The organism is Streptomyces sp. NPDC002018, assembly GCF_042890865.1.
In the GTDB taxonomy this organism is placed as follows: domain Bacteria; phylum Actinomycetota; class Actinomycetes; order Streptomycetales; family Streptomycetaceae; genus Streptomyces.
Window position 1 is genome coordinate 113,967 of record NZ_JBIASO010000005.1, and the last position, 18,549, is coordinate 132,515.

An 18,549-nucleotide genomic window follows, 5' to 3' on the forward strand; every position below is an offset into this window, starting at 1 on the left:
CGCGTTCCGGAAAGGGAACCCGCGGACCCTTGTCACTATCCAGAATCCTGTTTACTGTCTCTTCCGTGACAGGCTTCGACGAACGTTTTCTGACCCGTAACGGCCTCGCGGCCCGGCAGCTCGCCGTTCTGCTGCTCAACCACGAGCCGGACACGCGGCTGCCGCGCGTACGGGACTTCGCCGTGGAACTGGGCGTCGGAAACGGAACCGTCCAGGCCGCGCTCCAGCTCCTGGAGAACGCCCAGGCCATCGAGACGACGGCCCGGGGCCATCTCGGCACCTTCCTCGTCCGCTCCGACCGCTCGATACTGTGGCGGCTCTCCGGGCTCGGCACCCTGCTCGCGGCGATGCCACTGCCGTACTCCCGCCGCTACGAGGGACTGGCCACCGGACTGCGCTCCGCCTTCGAGAAGGCGGGCGCCCCCTTCGCGATCACCTTCATGCGGGGCGCCGGCGCCCGTACCACCGCCCTGCTCGAAGGCAAGGTCGATCTCGTGGTCCTCTCGCGCTTCGCCGCCGACCGGCTGATCGAGGAGCATCCGGTCGAGCTGGTCGCGGATCTCGGCCCCGCCACCTATGTGGGGGCGCACGGGCTGCTGCTGCGTCATGGCTGCACACCGCGGACGCCGGGGCTGCGCGTGGCCGTCGACCACGCCTCCGAGGACCAGCGCATGCTGGCCGAGCGGGCGTTCGCCGGGCGGGCCGACATCACCTGGGTCGAGGCCTCGTACATGCAGCTCCGCGAGCTGTTCGAGCACGATCTGGCCGACGCGACCGTCTGGAACCTGGACGAGGCGCAGGGCCGGCTCGGCCCGGGGGTGGATGTGCTGCCGCTCGACGACGAGGTGACCCGGGATCTGGCCCTGCGCAACTCCCGCGCGGCGATCATCGGCAGGACCGAGGGGGCGAAGGCGCTCGGTGCCGTACGCGAGTCCCTCGATCTGTCCGTCGTCACCACCCACCAGTCCGAGGTACTGAACGGTGAACGCGCGCCCTCCTACTGATACTGACCGCCGCGACGGAGACCGGCCCCCGGAAGGAGCGCGGCGGGTCTTCGGTCGCGGCTCAAAATACAAAATCCTGTTTATTGTCTGATCGTTTCACCGACGGGACCGTCTCACCGGAGGAAAGGAGCACCATGGACGAGCGGCTCGCCCTGCGCATCACGCTGTTCCACGAGAGCGGCCAGGTCAGGCCCGAGGTCGCCGCGTTCGTCAAGGACGAGCTGGAGGCCCTGACCGCCGAGGGCCACACCGTCACCGAGGACACGGCGGGCATGCTGACCAGCCATCTCATGATGGCGCTCAACCGGCTCCTCGACGGGACGCCGGTCGAGGGGTTCCGGACGGACGCGCAGGTGGCGGCCGAACTCGCGGGACATCCCGAGGCGGTGGCACGGGCGCGCGCGGTCTCCGTACGGGCCCGGCGCGAGCTGGGCGCCGCGCTCCCCGAGTCCGAGATCAACTTCCTGGGGCTGCATCTCGCCGTGCTGCTCGGCCGGCACTCCACGGCCTGAAACGGCGGGAACCGCCCGAGCCGCCTCAGCCGCCTCATCCGCCTCATCCGCCTCATCCGCCCGAGACAGCGCGTAAGCGAGAAGGACTGAGCCATGACAAAGATCCTCACCGGCGGCGTCGGCAAGACCGAGGTCGCGCAGACCGTGAACACGCTCGGCCTCGACGGTCTGGAGACCACGGTCTCCAACGACATGGACGCCGCGATGAAATTCCGCGCCGGCCAGGCCGACTACTACCTCGGCACCTGCCACACCGGCGCCGGTGCCTCCCTCGGTGTCCTCGTCGGGCTGCTGGGACAGCCCCTCTGCCACACCTTCGGCCGGTCCGTCCCCACCCCGGACGAGGTCGCCGGACTGCTGGCGGACGGCAAGAAGGTCTTCGGCTTCGCCATCGACCAGATCGACGTGATCGCCCCGATCATGGCCCGCGCGATCGCCGCGCGGCCGACCCCCTGAAGACCTGCCAGGGCCCAGAGGAGACACCCCCGTGAGCACCGTTCTCGCAGCGAGCAGCGCCAGTCTGGACTTCTCGCCGACCCAGAAGCTGTTCGTCATAGCCCTGTGCGCGCTGACCGCCTTCATCTCGCACCTGGCCCTGGCCGTGTTCAACGACGGCGTACGCCCCTTCATGCTCGACTTCATCCGGGGACGCTCCAAGCGCTCCGCCACCACGGCGGTGTCCTTCGGGCTCTCGGCGGGCTTCATCTTCGGCCTCGGCGCCCCGATGGCCCTGTCCAGCGGTGTTCTCAACCCGTGGCTGCTCTTCCTGCCCACCGACATCCTCGGCATCCTCGCGCCGAGGAAGTGGCTCGCCCCGCTGCTCGGCGGCGCCTGGGGCGCGGTGGTCGTCTTCGGTCTCGGCGGCGCCAACAACGTGGCGCACGATCTGCCCGTCGACTTCCTGACCGCACTCCAGCAGATGTCGACGCCGATCCTCTTCCTGTTCACGCTCTTCCCCGTGCTCGCGATCACCCGGCAGTTCGGCCGGCTGCGCGGCGGTCTGGCCGCCGTGCTGGAGCTGGCGCTCGTCCTCATGACGATGAAGCTCTGGCCCGATGTCTTCGCCGGTTCACCGGCCATGGCGGCCGGGGTGCTGCTGCTCATCGGTTTCGCGGTCAGGAAGGACCTGGCCCAGCGGACGGCGGACCGGGCCGCTGCCCTCGCGGCCGGGGGACAGACCTCGGGTCCGGAGCGGGACCAGCCAGGCACGGCCGGCACGGCGAGTACGGCCGGCACGGCGAGCACAGCGAGTACAGGCGGCACGGCGAGTGCGGAGAGCACGGAGAGCACGGAGACCGCTGAAACCGCGGACGATCCGATGGCCTCGCTCTTCAGCTCCAGCGCTGCGCGGCTGCGCCGTCATCTGCCGCTGTTCATGGTGCTCGGCGCGGGCGTCTGCGTGCTCGCGCAGATGCACATATTCGGCGGCGGCGAGGCCACCAGCTTCCTGATCGCCAGGGGGCAGTACAGCGAGGCGGCCCAGGTCGACTTCTACCGGGTCTTCGGCTTCGTCCCGCTGATCGCGACGACCGCGCTCGCCTCCGGCGCGTACGGCATCGCCGGCTTCACCCTGGTCTACCCCATCGGTTATCTGCTGCCGAACCCGTTCCTCGCGGCCGTCGTCGGCGCCGTGGTCTTCGCCCTCGAAGTGCTGGCCCTGTCCTCCATCGGCAGGGTGCTCGGCAAGCTGCCGAGCGTCCGTGACTCGTCCGAGCATCTGCGCGGCGCGATCACCGAGACGCTGTCGCTCGCGATCCTCTTCGGCTCCCTGCTCGCGGCCAATGTCATGGGCGGCGGTCTCGGCATCCTCATCGTCGGCGGGCTCTATCTCCTCAACGAGGCGATGGGCAGGCCGGTGGTGCGGATGGCGGCGGCGCCCGCGGCGGTCCTGGCGGGCGGCGTCCTGCTCAACATCCTCCACTGGCTCGATCTGTTCACCCCGCTGAAGGGCTGATCCACCCGTCCGATCCAGGTACGCGCCCGATCCGGGCGACGCCGGGAAGGCACCCGCACCATGGAGCACCACCCCGGGGCACACCCCCCGTCCCCCCACCCCCGTCACCACCCGCACTCCGTCCCCACCGTCCCCGCCGTCCACACCGTCCACACCGTCCACACCGTCGGCGGGGCGCTGCCCGCCGCCGCCGTGCGCGGCCCGGTGCTCGCCCATGAGCACCTCGTCCTCGATCTCGACCGGGCGGGCGACGGCGCCGCGCTCCTCGGCACCACGCGCCACCGCACCGCCGTCACCGCGGAGCTGGCCGCCCTGCGCGCCGAGTTCGGGCTCGGCCTGGTGATCGAGCTGACCTGCCGGGGCATGGGCCGGGACCCGCGCGCCCTGGCCCGTATCGCCGAGGAGTCCGGGGTCGCGGTCGTCGCGGCCACCGGCTGGTACTACGAACCGTTCCATCCGGACGAGATCCGTGGCGCGAGCGTCGGACAGCTCACCGAGACACTGGTCCGGGAGATCGGCGACGGGTTCGGGGACACCGGCATCAGGCCCGGCGTGCTCGGTGAGATCGGCAGCCACGGCGACCGGCCGAGCGAGCCCGAGACCCGCGCGCTCCTCGCCTCCGCCCACGCCGCCCTCGCCACGGGCCTCTCCGTCGCCACCCATGCCCAGCTCGGCCGCGGCGCGCTCGCCCAGTTCGCCCTGCTCACCGGTACGGGCCTGGCACCGCACCGGATCTCCCTCGGCCACCAGGACCTGCTGGACGACCCCGCCGTCCACCGCGAACTGGCCGCGAACGGCGCCTATGTCGCGTTCGACACCGTCGGCAAGGAGAGCTACCAGAGCGACGACACCCGGCTGCGGCTGCTGCTGGCGCTGCTGGAGGCCGGGCACGCGGACCGGGTCCTGCTCAGCGGCGACATCTCGCGCCACGGCTATCTGGAGTCGGAGGGCGGCCAGGGATACGGCCATCTCTTCCGGTCGTTCCTGCCGAAGGCACGCGCGGCGGGCGTGGACGACTCCCTCATCGACCTGCTGACGCGCCGCAACCCGCTGCGCTTCCTGACCGGCGCCGGCGCCGACGCGGACGCGGAGGAGATCTGAGATGTCCGTACAGCTTCCCCCGACCTTCCCGCTGGCCACGGTGACCCTGGAGGACGCGGTCCGGATCCAGCACCGGCTGCTGGAGTGCGTCGCCGCCCACTTCGAGGGCCCCCAGCTCTTCGAGGCCGACGCCGGTGTCGTACCGGGGCTCGGCCGGCCCCGTACCACCGCGCGGGTCGAGGCCGTGCTCGCCGACCACTTCGGCGCCGAGGACGCCGCGCTCGTCCAGGGCGCGGGAACGGGCGCCATCCGGGCCGCGCTCCAGGCCGCCGTCTCCCCCGGCACCCCGCTGCTGATCCACCGGGCCCCCGTCTACCGGACGACCGGCGTCACCCTGCGCGGACTCGGGGTCCGCACCACGGAGGCCGACTTCAACGACCCCACGGCCCTGCGGGGAGCCCTGGAGTCCGGCGCGTTCGGCTGGGCGTACGTCCAGCACAGCAGGCAGCGGCTCGCCGACTCCTACGATCCGGGCGAGATCCTCGCGCTCTGCCGCGCCGCCGGGGTCCGTACCGTCGTGGACGACAACTACGCGGTGATGCGCGTACCGGCCAGCGGGGTGGAACTGGGCGCGGACGCCTCCTGCTTCTCGCTCTTCAAGCTGCACGGCCCCGAGGGCGTCGGCGCGGTCGTCGGCGCCCGCGACCTCGTCGCGCGCGTACGCGCCGACACCTACTCGGGCGGCGGCCAGGTCCAGGGCCACCAGGCGCTCGACGCGCTGCGCGCCCTCACCCATGTCCCCGTCATGTGGGCGCTCCAGTCCCGGGTGGGCCAGGAGGTCGCGGAGCGGCTCCTGGCCGGTGAGGTGCCCGGGGTCGCGGAGGTACGGCTCGCCAACGTCCAGGACCGCTGTCTGCTGGTACGGCTCGACCGGCCGGTGGCCCGTGAACTGCCCGCCGTCGCCGCCCGCCACGGCGCCGCGCCCTACCCCGTGGGGGCCAACTCCCGCTACGAGATCGCCCCGCTCTTCTACCGGTTGTCCGCCTCGTCGCTGGAGGACGCACCCGGACTCGCCGACTGGACCGTACGGATCAACCCCATGCGGGCCGGCGCCGATCTCGTGATCGGGATCCTCCGCCGTTCGCTGCACGAGCTGAAGGGCTGACCGTGTTCCTCGACACCGTCCTCACCCGCAACCCCGCGCTCGTCGACACGGCGGCCGCGCTCCACCGGTCCGGGGCCGTTCCGCCCGACACCTATGTCATGGACGCCGACGCCGTCGAGTCCAACGCGGCGCTGCTGGCCGCCGAGGCCGAACGGCTCGGGCTCTCGCTCTGGTTCGTCGTCAAACAGCTCGGCCGCAATCCCGCGCTGATCCGGGCGATCGCCCGGCACATCCCGCGCTTCGCCGCGATCGATCCGTCCGAGGCGCGGATCCTGCGCGCCGGCGGCGCACGGGCCGGCAACCTGGGCCATCTCGTACAGGTCCCGCACCGCGAGCTGCCGGGGATGCTCGCCTGGCGGCCGGAGGCCGTGACCGTCTTCGACCTCGCCAACACGCGGGCCGTCTCGGACGCCGCCCGTGGACTCGGCCTCGTCCAGGACGTGTTCGTACGGATCGAGGGCGCCGCGGGCTCGGTCTACCCCGGGCAGGAGGGCGGTGTGCCGCTCGACGCCCTGGACGACTTCGCCGTCGCCGCGGAACGGCTTCCCGGCATCAGGATCGCGGGGGTCACCGCGTTCCCCTGTGTGCTCTGCGACCCGGTGACGGGGGTCCCCGCCCCCACCGCCACCTTCGAACTCGCCCTCAAGGCACGGGAGTCGCTCGCCGCGCGCGGTCACGGCGGGCTGAAGCTCAGCGCCCCGAGCGCCACCGCCGTGGCGACCCTGCCGCTGCTGGCCGAGCTGGGCGCCACCCATGGCGAGCCCGGCCACTCCCTGACCGGCACCACCCCGCTGCACGCGGTCGACCCGGACCAGCCGGAACGGCCCGCCTATGTGTATGTCAGCGAGGTCGCCCACACCCTCGCGGACGGCAGGCCCGCGCTGTACGGAGGCGGCTTCTACCCGCGCGCGGGCATCCGCGACGCCCTGCTGCCGCGCACCGGGCTGCGCCTGCCGGTACAGGACGCGTCCGCCGAGAACATCGACTACTACCGGCTGCTCGCGGCGCCCGGCTCCCCCGGCGCGGTCCGGGCCGGGGACACCGCCGTACTCGCCTTCCGCACCCAGATCTTCGTCACCCGCTCGACCGTCGCGGTCGTCTCCGGTCTCTCGGCCGGCGAACCCCGGCTGACCGGCCTGTACGACAGCCGGGGCCGGGCCCTGTGAGGAGCCGTCCGTCATGAGTGACCCCTTGAGCAGGCGTACGAGCAGGCGTACGAGCAGGCACACAGGCAAGTACACGAGCGAGCACATGAGCGAGGACATGAGCGGACATGAGTAGGACCGTCATCGTCGTCCTCGACGGATTCGGGATCGGCGCCATGCCCGACGCCGGGGCGCTGCGGCCCGGCGACCTCGCGGCCGACACCTGCGGGCATGTCCTCGACCACTGCCGGTCCGCGCTCGGCCGGCCGCTGCGGCTGCCCGCGCTCGGTTCGCTGGGGCTCGGGCTGGTCCGTCCGCACCGGGATCTGGCCCGGGACACGGCGCTTCCGGTGGCCGTGGGCCGGGCCGCCCTCGGCTATCCGGGCGCGGACACCTTCGCCGGGCACCAGACCATGATGGGCGCGGACTTCAGCCGGGTGACGGTGGCCCGGCTCGCCGAGCACCTGGACGAGGTCGCCTCGGCGCTCGGGGCCGCCGGACACCGGGTGGCACGGCTCGACGGCCGTCCGCTGCTGGTCGTCGACGGCTCCGTGCTGGTCCACGACAATCTGGAGGCCGATCCGGGCATCAACTGGAACGCGTCAGGACGCCTGACGGACCTGCCCTTCGACCGTGTCCTCAGCGTCGCCCGTACGGTACGGACCGTGGCGCCCGTGGCCCGGGTGATCGCCGTCGGCGGCCACGCGGACGGGCCGCTCGCCGCGTACGTCCGGGAAGGCGACGGCGGTACGGTCGGCCTCGACACCCCGGCCAGCGGCTTCTACCGCAACGGCGGTCTCGAGGTCCGGCATCTGGGCGCGGAGCTGGACCACACCCGCCAGCTCCCCCAACAGGCCGCCCGCGCCGGTATCCCGGTCACCCTGGCCGGCAAGGCGGCGGACATCCTCGTCTGCGAGGGCGCGGTACGGCGGCCGGCGGTCGCCACGGCGGACGTCCTGGAGCACACCCTGGAGGCGGTGGTGCGCGCCCCGGGCGACGCGCTCGTCGTCGCCAATGTGCAGGAGACGGATCTCGCGGGCCATCAGCAGGACGCCGAGCGCTACGGCCGGATCCTGGAGCGGACCGACGCGGGGCTGGCCGCGCTGATCGGACTGCTGGACCGGCCGGGCGACCGGCTGATCGTGACCGGCGACCACGGCAACGATCCGACGATCGGCCATGCCCATCACACGCGTGAGTATGTGCCCGTGCTGACGCACCGGCCGGGCGCGGCCCGGGTGGAACGGCTGCCGGACGCACCGACCCTGGCGGATGTCGGCGCGACGGCCGCGTGGTCACTGGGCCTGGACACCGGGGCCCTGGCGAACGGTGCCGTACGGACCGCGCCCGGTGACCGGGCACCCGGCGGGCCCGTGTCACGGCCCGCCGGCCGCTGAGACCTCGACGGGCGCCAAGACCTCCGGCGCCCCGCCGGACCGTGCCCGCCCGGCGCCGCACCGGGCGGCGGGCGGGCCGGCGAGCGGACTGGCCGGGCGAGCGGGCTGACCGGACGAGCGGGCCGGCCCCGCCGTCTCAGCCCATGAACTTCTTGAACTCGTCGGGCAGTTCGAAGTTCTTGTCCTGCTCCCCGGCCGGCAGCCCGAACGCGCCGCCCGGCTGCGCGGCCTCCTCGCGCCGCGCGGCGGCGGCCTGCTCCTCGGCCTTCCGCTTCATCGGGTTGCCGGAGCGCTGCTTGCCCTTGGCCTGCTTCTGCTTCTTCTTCGTACGGCCGGGCCCGCCCCCCATGCCGGGCACCCCGGGCATGCCCGGCATCCCGCCGCCCTGCGCCATCCTCGACATCATCTTGCGCGCCTCGAAGAACCGCTCGACCAGGTTCTTCACCGCGCTGACCTCGACACCGGAGCCCCGGGCGATACGGGCCCGGCGCGAGCCGTTGATGATGACCGGGTCGGTGCGCTCGCCGGGGGTCATCGACTTGATGATCGCGGCGGTACGGTCCACGTCCCGCTCGTCGATGTTGTTGATCTGGTCCTTGATCTGCCCCATGCCGGGCAGCATCCCGAGCAGCTTGCTGATGCTGCCCATCTTCCTGACCTGTTCCATCTGGGCCAGGAAGTCGTCCAGCGTGAAGTCCTTGCCGCCCTTGCTGCTCGCCAGCTTGGAGGCCATCTTCTCGGCCTCGGCCTGGCTGAACGTCTTCTCCGCCTGCTCGATCAGGGTGAGCAGGTCACCCATGTCGAGGATGCGGGACGCCATACGGTCCGGGTGGAAGGCGTCGAAGTCCTCCAGCTTCTCGCCGTTGGACGCGAACATGATCTGCTTGCCGGTGACATGCGCGACGGAGAGGGCGGCGCCGCCGCGGGCGTCGCCGTCGAGCTTGGAGAGCACGACACCGTCGAAGCCGACGCCGTCGCGGAAGGCCTCCGCCGTGTTGACCGCGTCTTGGCCGATCATCGCGTCGACGACGAAGAGCGTCTCGTCGGGGCTGACGGCGTCGCGGATGTCCGCGGCCTGCTTCATCATCTCCTGGTCGATACCGAGACGGCCCGCGGTGTCGACGACGACGACGTCGTACTGCTTGGTCCTGGCGTACTCGATGGAGTCCCTGGCGACCTTGACCGGGTCGCCGACACCGTTGCCCGGCTCCGGCGCGTACACCGCGACACCCGCGCGGTCGGCGACGACGGAGAGCTGGTTGACGGCGTTGGGGCGCTGGAGGTCACAGGCGACCAGCAGCGGGGCGTGGCCCTGGCCCTTCAGCCAGAGGCCGAGCTTTCCGGCCAGTGTGGTCTTGCCCGCGCCCTGGAGACCCGCGAGCATGATCACGGTCGGGGGCTGCTTGGCGAAGCGCAGGACCCGGGTCTCACCGCCGAGGATGCCGACCAGTTCCTCGTTGACGATCTTGAGGATCTGCTGGCTGGGGTTGAGGGCCCGGGAGACCTCGGCCCCACGGGCCCGCTCCTTGAGGTTCGCGGTGAAGGCGCGGACGACGGGCAGCGCGACATCCGCTTCGAGGAGGGCGATACGGATCTCGCGCGCGGTGGCGTCGATGTCCGCCTCGGACAGTCGCCCCTTGCCGCGGAGGTTCTTGAACGTCGCTGAGAGGCGGTCGGAGAGAGTGTCGAACACGGTGGTCGCGGATCCTCAGGTCGGGAGCGGATGAGGGGGCCGTCCCCGCGCGGTGAAGGACAGACCGTCCCCCAGGGTATCCGGCCGCGTGCGGTGGGGTCTGCCCCGCGGCGGGCACGGCCGTACGGGTGGCACGCTCCACCGTACGGCCGGTGCCCCGGCACCCGTCGCCGGTACTCGTCGCCGGCCCGTCGGCCGCCCGTCATCGGCCGGCCGTCGGCCCGTCGGCCGCGGGCCCATCGGGCCCATCGGTCGCGGACCGGTGCCGGTACTGGTGCCGGTGCCGGTCCGCGCCGGGATCCCCGCGAGGGGTCCCGGCACGCGCGGGCGTCAGCCGAGGGCCTCCTCCAGGGACTTCGCCAGTGCCACCGCGTCCGCCTCCGGGAGCGGGGAGCCGTCCACGCGCGTGACATAGACCGTGTCCACCGCGTTCGCGCCCAGCGTCGAGACATGGGCGCTGCGTACCCGCACCGCCGCCTCCTCCAGGGCGCGGCCGATGCGGTGCAGCAGCCCCGGCGCGTCCTGGGCGCGGACCTCGATGACCGTCGCGAGCTGCGAGGCGGTCGGCGCGACCGTCACCCGGGGCGGCGGGGCCTGGACGCCCCGGCGGCGCGGGTAGGCGGCCTCGCGCTCGGCGAGCCTGGCGGGGATGTCCAGTGAACCGTCCAGGGCCCGTACGAGATCGGCGCGGAGCCGGGCGGCCTGCGGGAGCGAGCCGTACTCGGCCGCGACGCGCCAGCTCAGTACCAGGACGTCGGTGGTCCCGCCCAGCTCCGTGGGCAGTTCGACCGCGCGCAGATCGGCCGCCCGTACGGTGAGCCGGTGCAGGGCGAGCACCCCGGCCGCGGCGGGCAGGACGCCCGGCTGGTCGGGCAGGGCGATGAGCAGTTCGACGCCGACGGGCTCCGGTGTGCCGTCCTCCTCCTGCCGGGCCTCGGCCTGGGCCCGGAGCGAGAGCACCGGATCTCCGGTGCGCAACGCCTCGACGGCCAGCCGCTCCTGTTCGGCGCTGGGCGCGGTGGGCTCGGGCTCGGCGAGGACGTCGCCCGCGAGGACGGCGGCGACCCGCTCGGCGAGATCCGTGACCAGCGAGGCGCGCCAGGACGACCAGGCCGCGGGTCCGGTGGCGAGCGCGTCGGCCTCGGTGAGGGCGTGCAGCAGTTCCAGGGTGGTGACCGAGCCGACCTGGGCGGCGACGGAGGCGACGGTCGCGGGGTCGTCCAGATCGCGCCGGGTCGCGGTGTCGATCAGCAGGAGATGGTGGCGTACGACCGTGGCGATGACGCCCATGTCCTCCTGGTCGAAGCCGATCCGGGCGGCGACGTCCCGGGCGATGACCTCACCGGCGACGGAGTGGTCACCGGGCCAGCCCTTGCCGATGTCGTGCAGCAGGGCGCAGACCAGCAGCAGGTCGGGACGGCTCACCCGGCGGGTGAGCGAGGAGGCCTGGACGGCGGTCTCCACGAGATGGCGGTCGACGGTCCAGGTGTGGACGGCGTTGCGCTGGGGCCGGCACCGCACCCGCTCCCAGTCGGGCAGTAGCCGGGTGATCAGGCCTTCGGCTTCGAGGGCCTCCCAGACGGGGACGGTGGACTCACCGGCGCCGAGCAGGGTGACGAGTTCCTCGCGGGCCTCGGCCGGCCAGGGCACGGGCAGCGGCTTCGCGGCATGGGCCAGGCGGCGGACGGCGTGCAGCGAGACCGGCAGTCCGGCCTGGGCGGCGGCGGCCGCGGCCCGCAGGGGCAGGACGGGGTCCCGCTCGGGGCGCGCGGTACGGGCGAGCACGGCCTCGCCGTCCATCTCCACGACGCCGTCGGCGAGCGGGGTGCGCTCGGGGGCGGGTTTGCTGCCCAGCATGGCCCGCAGCCGGGGGCGTACGGACCGGGAGCGCAGCACCCGGTTGACCTCGCGCCAGGTGACGTCGGAGGCGTACGAGACCGTGCGCGCCGCCTCGTACACCTGCCGCAGCAGGACATCGGCGTCGAGCAGGCCGAGCTCCTCGGCGACGGGGTCCTGTTCCTGGAGGGCGAGCCGGTCGGTGGCGCGCCCCGTCGTGAGATGGAGGGCGTCCCGTACGTCGAGGAGGGCGCGGCGGGCGTCGGCGAGCCCTTCGCGGGGCGCGTCCGCGAGCCAGGACGCGGCGACGGCGCGCAGCGCGGTGGCGTCCCGCAGGCCGCCCCTGGCCTCCTTGAGGTCGGGCTCCAGCAGGAACTGCAGTTCGCCCTGGCGCTCGGCCCGCTCGCGGCACAGTTCGTCCAGGGCGGGGAGGCGCTTGGCCGCGGTGTTGCGCCAGTCGGCGAGGATCGCGGTGCGCACCCCGGTGACCAGGCCCAGGTCGCCCGCGACATGCCGGGCGTCGAGGAGTCCGAGCTGCACCTTGAGGTCCTCGGCCGCGGTCCTGCGGACCTCGGCGGGGGTGCGTACGGAGTGGTCGAGGGCGAGTCCGAGGTCCCAGACCGGGTACCAGACCCGGTCGGCGAGGGCCGCGATGGCACCCGGGCCGGACTTGCCGTCGTGCAGGAGGAGCAGATCGAGGTCGCTGCGCGGGGACAGCTCTCCCCGTCCGTAGCCGCCGACGGCCACGAGGGCCGCGCCGCGTACCCCGGCCTCCTGAGCGGCGGTGGTGAACAGCGCGTTCAGCCAGTCGTCGGTCAGCCGGGCCAGGGCGGTACGGCGCGGCGGCCCTGGCTGCGTCTTCTCCTGGAGAAGGCGCAGCCGGGCCGCCGCATAGCCGCTGGGTCCCGAGTCTGTCTGTCCGGTCGTCTCTTCGAGGCTCGTCACCCAGTCGTTCCCGTCTCTAGAGTGCGTCCGGACCGCGCTCGCCGGTCCGGACCCGGACCGCCGTGTCGACCGGCACGCTCCATACCTTCCCGTCACCGATCTTGCCGGTGCGGGCGGCCTTCACCACCACGTCGATGAGCTGTTCCGCGTCCCCGTCCTCGACCAGCACCTCTATGCGGATCTTCGGTACGAGGTCGACGGTGTACTCCGCACCCCGGTAGACCTCGGTGTGACCGCGCTGCCGGCCGTACCCGCTGGCCTCCGTGACCGTGAGCCCCTGGACTCCGAAGGCCTGGAGGGCCTCCTTGATCTCGTCCAGCCTGTGAGGCTTCACGACTGCGGTGATGAGCTTCATGCGTCCACCTTCTTGTTCGTCGCCGCGGCGATCCCGTCCTGGTTGGCGGCGGGCACGCTACTACGGCCCGAGGGGGACCCTCCCACCGCGCTGTAGTCGTACGCCGTCTCCGCGTGGAAGGCCATGTCCACACCGCTGGTCTCGTCGTCCTCGGAGGCGCGGAAGCCGATGGTGACATCGACGATCTTCGCGAGGATCCAGGAGACCACGAAGGAGTACGCCATCACCGAGAACGCACCGACGGCCTGCTTGCCGAGCTGCGAGCCGCCACCGACGCCGTCGATCGCGAGGAGACCGACGAGCAGGGTGCCGATCACACCGCCGACGAGGTGGACACCGACCACGTCGAGGGAGTCGTCGTAGCCCAGCTTGAACTTGAGGCTGACGGCCCAGGAGCAGACGGCGCCGGCCACGACACCGATGAGCAGGGCGCCGAAGGGGTTGACGGCGGCACCGGACGGGGTGATGGCGACCAGACCCGCGACCGCGCCGGAGGCGGCGCCCAGCGTGGTGAACGCGCCGTGCCGGATGCGCTCGTAGATCAGCCAGCCGAGCATCGCGGCGCCGGTGGCGATCTGGGTGTTGAAGGCCATCACGGCGGCGGTGCCGTTGGCGGCCAGCGCGGAGCCGGCGTTGAAGCCGAACCAGCCGAACCACAGCAGACCGGCGCCGAGGACGACGAGCGGCAGGTTGTGCGGCCGCATCGGGTCCTTCTTGAATCCGATCCGCTTGCCGACGACGAGAACGGCCGCGAGGGCGCCGACACCGGCGTTGATATGAACGGCCGTACCACCGGCGAAGTCGATGACGCCGAGCTTGAAGAGCCAGCCGTCCGACTGCCAGACCCAGTGGGCGACCGGGAAGTACACCACGGAGACCCAGAGGGTGATGAACAGCGCCCAGGCGCTGAACTTCACCCGGTCGGCCAGGGCTCCGCTTATCAGCGCGGGGGTGAGCACGGCGAACATGAGCTGGAAGAGGGCGAAGGCGAAGACGGGAATGCCTTCCTTGCCCCCGGTCAGCGTGTCGACCGAAATGCCCTGGAAACCGATGTGGTCGAAGTTGCCCAGGAGCCCGCCGCCGATGTCGTCACCAAAGGTGAGCGAGTATCCGTACAGCACCCACAGCACGCTGACGATACCGAGCGAGATCAAGGACATCATGAGCATGTTGAGGGCGCTCTTCACCCGCACCATGCCGCCGTAGAAAAATGCCAGGCCGGGCGTCATCAGCATGACGAGCGCGGCACTGATCAGTACGAATGCGGTATCTGCGCCATTCAAGGCCAGCGTCTCCTCGCGGTCGGAACGGCCCGTGCGGATGCTCAAGGTATGGGCCGACTTGTGCTGAGGAGATTGGCGCAACGCGGTTTCCGTCAGTGCCGCTCGATGTTTCACACCCGTGACGAAGGCTTCCCGCGTGTTACGAGACGATGAACCGGCGGATCGCCGCGGCGGACCCGGATACCCTCTGCGGACATCGGAAACCGGCCGCGGCCCTCACCCTGCTGACCTGGCGGCGGGGGAGCCGTGTCGGGCTGTACGGGGTGACAGCCGCGGCCGGAGCCTCGACGGCCGGCGGGCGGGCCCGCCGCCTCAGACCGCCTCGGCGGACTCGGGGAGCCGGGCGGTGAGCAGATCGGTGAGACCGACGACCTCGGCGACCTCGGAGAAGTCCCTGGCGGCGGTGTCCACCGTCTTGCGCAGCCGGGTGTTGACCCGCTCGGAGCGCACCTTGCGCGCCACCTCCAGGGCCAGCTCCGCCAGGGCGGTGGACTGCTCGGGCTCCCTCTTGAGGAGGTGGACGGTGGCCATGCCGACCAGGTTCAGCGCATACGACCGCTGGTGCTCCTCGTCCTTCTCGAACAGGTCGACGGCGCGCCGCATGAGGGGTTCGGCGAGGGAGGCGTAGGTGGGGCTGCGGCCGGCGACATAGGCCAGATCGCGGTACGAGTGGGCGTTCTCCGCGTGGAGCTCGGCCTCCGAGAAGAAGCGGATCCAGTCGGGCTCCGGCTCACCGTCGAGCCCGGCGTCGGAGAAGCTGTCCTCGGCCATCCTGGTGGCCCGCTTGCACTTGCCCGGCTGCCCCATGTTGGCGTACGCGCGGGCCTCCATCGCATACAGCATCGCCTGGGTCCGGGGGGTGGCGCAGTCACGGCTGCCGTACTGCGCGAGATGGATCAGTTCCAACGCGTCGTCGGGCCGTCCGAGATGAATCATCTGACGGCTCATCGACGAGAGGATGTACGAGCCGAGCGGTTTGTCCCCGGCCTCCTTGGCCGCGTGCAGGGCGAGGACGAAGTATTTCTGCGCATTGGGCTGGAGTCCGACGTCATAACTCATCCAGCCGGCCAGTTCGGCCAGTTCGGCCGCGCACCGGAAGAGCCGTCGCGCGGTGGCCTCGGGCTGCGGTTCCTGGAGCAGATCGGTCACCTCGTGGAGCTGGCCCACGACGGCCTTGCGCCGCAGACCGCCGCCGCACTGGGCGTCCCACTGGCGGAACATCCTGGTGGTCGACTCCAGCAGTTCCAGCTCGGGCCCGGAGAGCTTGGACGGCCGGTGCGAGGGGACGGCCTCGGGCTCCGGCCCGCCCGGATCGCCCGCCGGTACGGGCACCAGCCAGCGCTGCATGGGCTCGACCAGGGCGGGGCCCGCGGCCAGTCCCAGTGAGGTGCCGAGGAAACCGCGCCGCGCGAGCATCAGATCACTGCGGGAGAATTCACTGATCAGGGCGACGGTCTGCGGTCCGGCCCAGGGCAGGTCGACCCCGGACGCCGAGGGCGACTGGTGCGCGGCGCGCAGTCCGAGTTCCTCGATGCCGACCACGGTGCCGAAGCGCTCGGAGAACAGTTCGGAGAGAATGCGCGGGATCGGTTCGCGCGGCTGCTCGCCGTCGAGCCAGCGGCGTACGCGCGAGGTGTCCGTGCTGATGTGGTGCGCGCCCATCTGCCGTGCTCTGCGGTTGACCTGACGTGCCAGTTCGCCTTTCGACCAGCCGCTGCGCAGGAACCACGAGCCGAGTTGGTCATTCGGACGCTTGCCGGTATTCGTACCGCCTGCGCCGCTGCCGCCCACGGGAACGCCCCCATCCGCTGAAACCCTGTCGCGCGAACCGGTACCAGAATGCCGTGAATCGTGGCCGCCTGTCCCGAGGTTGCACTCCTTCGAACAGGAAACCGAGTTGCCCCCGGCATACCCACGCGTGTGCTTTTCCCCACGGTCCGTGCACTGAAAGTAATCCTACGATCACCCGTCCGGCGAGGGCGATTCCACAAACGCCACCATTCGCCACCCCTTCGAATGAACTCACCTCCCGCGCGGCGCGATTGACTTGACACACAGGGACCACCAGCCCGCCGAGCGCTGTGCGCCGGGGCGCGTAAATCGGTTCGCGCGCCCCCAAGTGCCACCTCACGCCGCCCGTACCGCCCCGCTGGCGACGGAGTGTCACGGGCAGACTGCGAGACGTAACCACCGGCGAGTTCGACCCGTTGGAGGGGGCATGGGCTTCACGATCGGCGGCATCCGGGACATGCGGTCCGGCTCACGGCGTCGCGGCCGCGCCACGGAGTGCACCGCGGTGGCGGAGTACACGGGGCTGTGGGGCTGGGACGTCGTGCTCGGCACGCGGGCCGCGGGCGGCGCGTGCTCCCGCGGCGCGGCGGACCGCGCCTCACCCGGCGCCCACGCGCCGGACCCCCGCCCCGAGGTGCCGGCGGGCGCCACGCTCGACGAGGTCACCCGGGCCTGGTCGCGGGCGCCGGGCGCGGCGGTGCTGCTCCCGGTGGGCCGGGGCTTCGACATCATCGACGTGGCGGAGCAGGCGGGCAGCCGCGCGCTGGTGCGGCTCGAACGGATGGGCCTGCCCCTGGGCCCGGTGATGGCGACCCCGGCCGGCCGCGCCCACTTCTTCGTCGCGCCCGGCGCCGCGGCGGAACTGCCCGAGCTGCTCTACCGGATGGGCTGGGACGACGCCGATCTGGATCTGCGCTGCCTGGGCGCGGGCAGCCATGTCCTGGCACCGCCCTCGGAGGTGGCGGGGCTGGGCCCGGTCCGCTGGCTGCGCCCGCCGTCACTGGACAACGCGGCCGACCCGCCCCAGGCCCGGCTGCTGCTGGGCACCCTGGCGTATATCTGCCATCGCTCGTCGACGCCCTGAAGCGCGGGCGGGAGACGGGGACGGCCCTCCAGGACACCCCCGGCCTCCGCCCGCGGCCCGCGCCCGCGGCGTACGGCACACGGCGTACGCCACCACGGCTCAGTCCCCGATCAGCGGCTCAGTCCCCGATCAGCGCGTCCACGAACGCCTCGGGCTCGAACGGCGCCAGATCGTCGGCGCCCTCGCCCAGCCCCACCAGCTTCACCGGTACGCCCAGCTCCCGCTGCACCGCGATCACGATGCCGCCCTTCGCCGTACCGTCCAGCTTCGTCAGCACGATGCCCGTGATGTCCACGACCTCGGCGAACACCCGGGCCTGCACCAGCCCGTTCTGCCCGGTGGTCGCGTCCAGGACCAGCAGCACCTCGTCCAGCGGCCCGTGCTTCTCCACGACCCGCTTGACCTTGCCCAGCTCGTCCATCAGCCCGGTCTTGGTGTGCAGCCGGCCCGCGGTGTCGATCAGGACGACATCCGCGCCCTCCGCGATGCCCTCCTTGACCGCGTCGAAGGCGATCGACGCCGGGTCGCCGCCCTCGGGGCCGCGTACCGTACGCGCGCCGACCCGCTCCCCCCAGGTCTGGAGCTGATCGGCCGCCGCCGCACGGAACGTGTCGGCCGCGCCGAGCACCACCGAGCGCCCGTCCGCGACCAGCACCCGCGCCAGCTTGCCGGTGGTCGTGGTCTTCCCGGTGCCGTTGACCCCGACGACCATCACGACGGCCGGCGTGTCCAGCACGCTCTCGGTCTTCACCGCGCGGTCGAGGTCCGTGCCGAGAAGCTGGATCAGCTCCTCCCTGAGGAGGGTGCGCAGCTCGTCCGGCGTCCGGGTGCCGAGCACCCGGACCCGCTCCCGCAGCCGCCCGACCAGTTCCTGGGTGGGCGCGACACCGACGTCCGCGGTGAGGAGGGTGTCCTCGATCTCCTCCCAGGTCTCCTCGTCCAGGTGCTCACGGGACAGCAGTGTCAGCAGGCCCTTGCCGAGGGAGTTCTGCGAGCGCGCGAGCCGGGCGCGCAGCCGGATCAGCCGGCCCTCCGTCGGTTCCGGGATCTCGATCGCCGGCGCGAGCGCCTCGGCGACGGCCGAGTCCTCGACCACGACCCGGGTGCCGGCGGAGTCGGGGAGGCCGACCTCCTCGATGGTGCGGCGCGACTCGTCGCGCGGCTCCTCGGCCTCGTCGCCGAGCTGCGGTTCGGCGGGCGGGGCTGTGATGGTCGGCGTACTCGACGGGGGCGGGGGCGGCAGCTTCCTCTTTCTGCGGCTGCCGACCACGAGCCCGCCGATCGCGCCGACCGCGACCAGGGCGATGACTACAACAAGGATGACGAGTTCCATAACGCTCCCAG

15 protein-coding genes are annotated in these 18,549 nt (G+C 72.2%); 9 read left to right on the forward strand and 6 right to left on the reverse strand.

Features of this window, described 5'->3' with window-relative positions; all coding sequences use genetic code 11:
• The first annotated feature begins 65 nt into the window (after positions 1 to 65).
• From yhfZ to ACFYYH_RS10080, 8 genes are all read left to right on the forward strand, one after another.
• A complete protein-coding gene (gene yhfZ / locus ACFYYH_RS10045; RefSeq protein ID WP_388548351.1) occupies positions 66 to 1,004 on the forward strand; it encodes a GntR family transcriptional regulator YhfZ in 939 nt (312 codons plus the stop codon).
• 134 nt (positions 1,005 to 1,138) lie between these two features.
• Positions 1,139 to 1,516, forward strand: coding sequence for a transcriptional antiterminator (locus ACFYYH_RS10050; RefSeq protein WP_388548877.1), 378 nt, complete (start codon positions 1,139 to 1,141; stop codon positions 1,514 to 1,516).
• A 93-nt stretch (positions 1,517 to 1,609) separates the two neighbouring features.
• Complete coding sequence (locus ACFYYH_RS10055) at positions 1,610 to 1,972, forward strand: DUF2620 domain-containing protein (RefSeq protein WP_388548354.1); 363 nt, start codon at positions 1,610 to 1,612, stop codon at positions 1,970 to 1,972.
• A gap of 31 nt (positions 1,973 to 2,003) precedes the next feature.
• Positions 2,004 to 3,470, forward strand: a complete 1,467-nt coding sequence (locus ACFYYH_RS10060) for a YhfT family protein (protein ID WP_388548357.1) — start codon at positions 2,004 to 2,006, stop codon at positions 3,468 to 3,470.
• A 60-nt stretch (positions 3,471 to 3,530) separates the two neighbouring features.
• Positions 3,531 to 4,571, forward strand: a complete 1,041-nt coding sequence (locus tag ACFYYH_RS10065; protein WP_388548359.1) for a phosphotriesterase — start codon at positions 3,531 to 3,533, stop codon at positions 4,569 to 4,571.
• Position 4,572: 1 nt separating this feature from the next.
• Complete coding sequence (locus tag ACFYYH_RS10070; protein WP_388548362.1) at positions 4,573 to 5,676, forward strand: aminotransferase class V-fold PLP-dependent enzyme; 1,104 nt, start codon at positions 4,573 to 4,575, stop codon at positions 5,674 to 5,676.
• A 2-nt stretch (positions 5,677 to 5,678) separates the two neighbouring features.
• The gene (locus ACFYYH_RS10075) at positions 5,679 to 6,842 is read left to right on the forward strand and encodes an alanine racemase (protein WP_388548364.1); all 1,164 of its coding nucleotides are present in this window, start codon (positions 5,679 to 5,681) and stop codon (positions 6,840 to 6,842) included.
• Between the two features lie 107 nt (positions 6,843 to 6,949).
• Positions 6,950 to 8,218 (forward strand): phosphopentomutase, encoded by a 1,269-nt coding sequence (locus tag ACFYYH_RS10080; protein ID WP_388548366.1) that lies wholly within the window; start codon positions 6,950 to 6,952, stop codon positions 8,216 to 8,218.
• Positions 8,219 to 8,354: 136 nt separating this feature from the next.
• Here ACFYYH_RS10080 and ffh read toward each other — a convergent pair whose 3' ends face one another.
• The 5 genes from ffh to ACFYYH_RS10105 all read right to left on the reverse strand — a co-directional run bounded on the left by ffh (position 8,355) and on the right by ACFYYH_RS10105 (position 16,121).
• Positions 8,355 to 9,911, reverse strand: a complete 1,557-nt coding sequence (ffh, locus tag ACFYYH_RS10085) for a signal recognition particle protein (protein WP_388548369.1) — start codon at positions 9,909 to 9,911, stop codon at positions 8,355 to 8,357.
• A gap of 330 nt (positions 9,912 to 10,241) precedes the next feature.
• A complete protein-coding gene (locus tag ACFYYH_RS10090; RefSeq protein ID WP_388548371.1) occupies positions 10,242 to 12,692 on the reverse strand; it encodes a [protein-PII] uridylyltransferase in 2,451 nt (816 codons plus the stop codon).
• A 16-nt stretch (positions 12,693 to 12,708) separates the two neighbouring features.
• Positions 12,709 to 13,047 (reverse strand): P-II family nitrogen regulator, encoded by a 339-nt coding sequence (locus ACFYYH_RS10095; protein WP_030351756.1) that lies wholly within the window; start codon positions 13,045 to 13,047, stop codon positions 12,709 to 12,711.
• The gene (locus ACFYYH_RS10100; protein ID WP_388548374.1) at positions 13,044 to 14,330 is read right to left on the reverse strand and encodes an ammonium transporter; all 1,287 of its coding nucleotides are present in this window, start codon (positions 14,328 to 14,330) and stop codon (positions 13,044 to 13,046) included. The genes ACFYYH_RS10095 and ACFYYH_RS10100 overlap by 4 nt, the downstream gene beginning before the upstream one ends.
• A gap of 312 nt (positions 14,331 to 14,642) precedes the next feature.
• Positions 14,643 to 16,121 (reverse strand): hypothetical protein, encoded by a 1,479-nt coding sequence (locus tag ACFYYH_RS10105; RefSeq protein WP_388548376.1) that lies wholly within the window; start codon positions 16,119 to 16,121, stop codon positions 14,643 to 14,645.
• 427 nt (positions 16,122 to 16,548) lie between these two features.
• On the opposite strand from ACFYYH_RS10105, the gene ACFYYH_RS10110 reads away from it, so the two are divergent.
• On the forward strand, positions 16,549 to 17,205 hold the full coding sequence (locus ACFYYH_RS10110) for a bifunctional DNA primase/polymerase (protein WP_388548378.1): 657 nt from the start codon (positions 16,549 to 16,551) through the stop codon (positions 17,203 to 17,205).
• A gap of 118 nt (positions 17,206 to 17,323) precedes the next feature.
• On the opposite strand, the gene ftsY is transcribed toward ACFYYH_RS10110, so the two are convergent.
• Positions 17,324 to 18,538: a signal recognition particle-docking protein FtsY gene (gene ftsY, locus ACFYYH_RS10115; protein ID WP_388548381.1), complete on the reverse strand. Its 1,215-nt coding sequence runs from the start codon at positions 18,536 to 18,538 to the stop codon at positions 17,324 to 17,326.
• Between the last annotated feature and the right edge of the window lie 11 nt (positions 18,539 to 18,549).

What these genes read in the sequence shown, in the direction of transcription:
- ftsY (WP_388548381.1), bottom strand. Translation starts at nt 18,538, where the DNA reads ATGGAACTCGTCATCCTTGTTGTAGTCATCGCCCTGGTCGCGGTCGGC.
- ACFYYH_RS10055 (WP_388548354.1), top strand. Translation starts at nt 1,610, where the DNA reads ATGACAAAGATCCTCACCGGCGGCGTCGGCAAGACCGAGGTCGCGCAG.
- ACFYYH_RS10110 (WP_388548378.1), top strand. Translation starts at nt 16,549, where the DNA reads ATGGGCTTCACGATCGGCGGCATCCGGGACATGCGGTCCGGCTCACGG.
- ACFYYH_RS10070 (WP_388548362.1), top strand. Translation starts at nt 4,573, where the DNA reads ATGTCCGTACAGCTTCCCCCGACCTTCCCGCTGGCCACGGTGACCCTG.
- ACFYYH_RS10065 (WP_388548359.1), top strand. Translation starts at nt 3,531, where the DNA reads ATGGAGCACCACCCCGGGGCACACCCCCCGTCCCCCCACCCCCGTCAC.
- ACFYYH_RS10095 (WP_030351756.1), bottom strand. Translation starts at nt 13,047, where the DNA reads ATGAAGCTCATCACCGCAGTCGTGAAGCCTCACAGGCTGGACGAGATC.
- ACFYYH_RS10080 (WP_388548366.1), top strand. Translation starts at nt 6,950, where the DNA reads ATGAGTAGGACCGTCATCGTCGTCCTCGACGGATTCGGGATCGGCGCC.
- ACFYYH_RS10050 (WP_388548877.1), top strand. Translation starts at nt 1,139, where the DNA reads ATGGACGAGCGGCTCGCCCTGCGCATCACGCTGTTCCACGAGAGCGGC.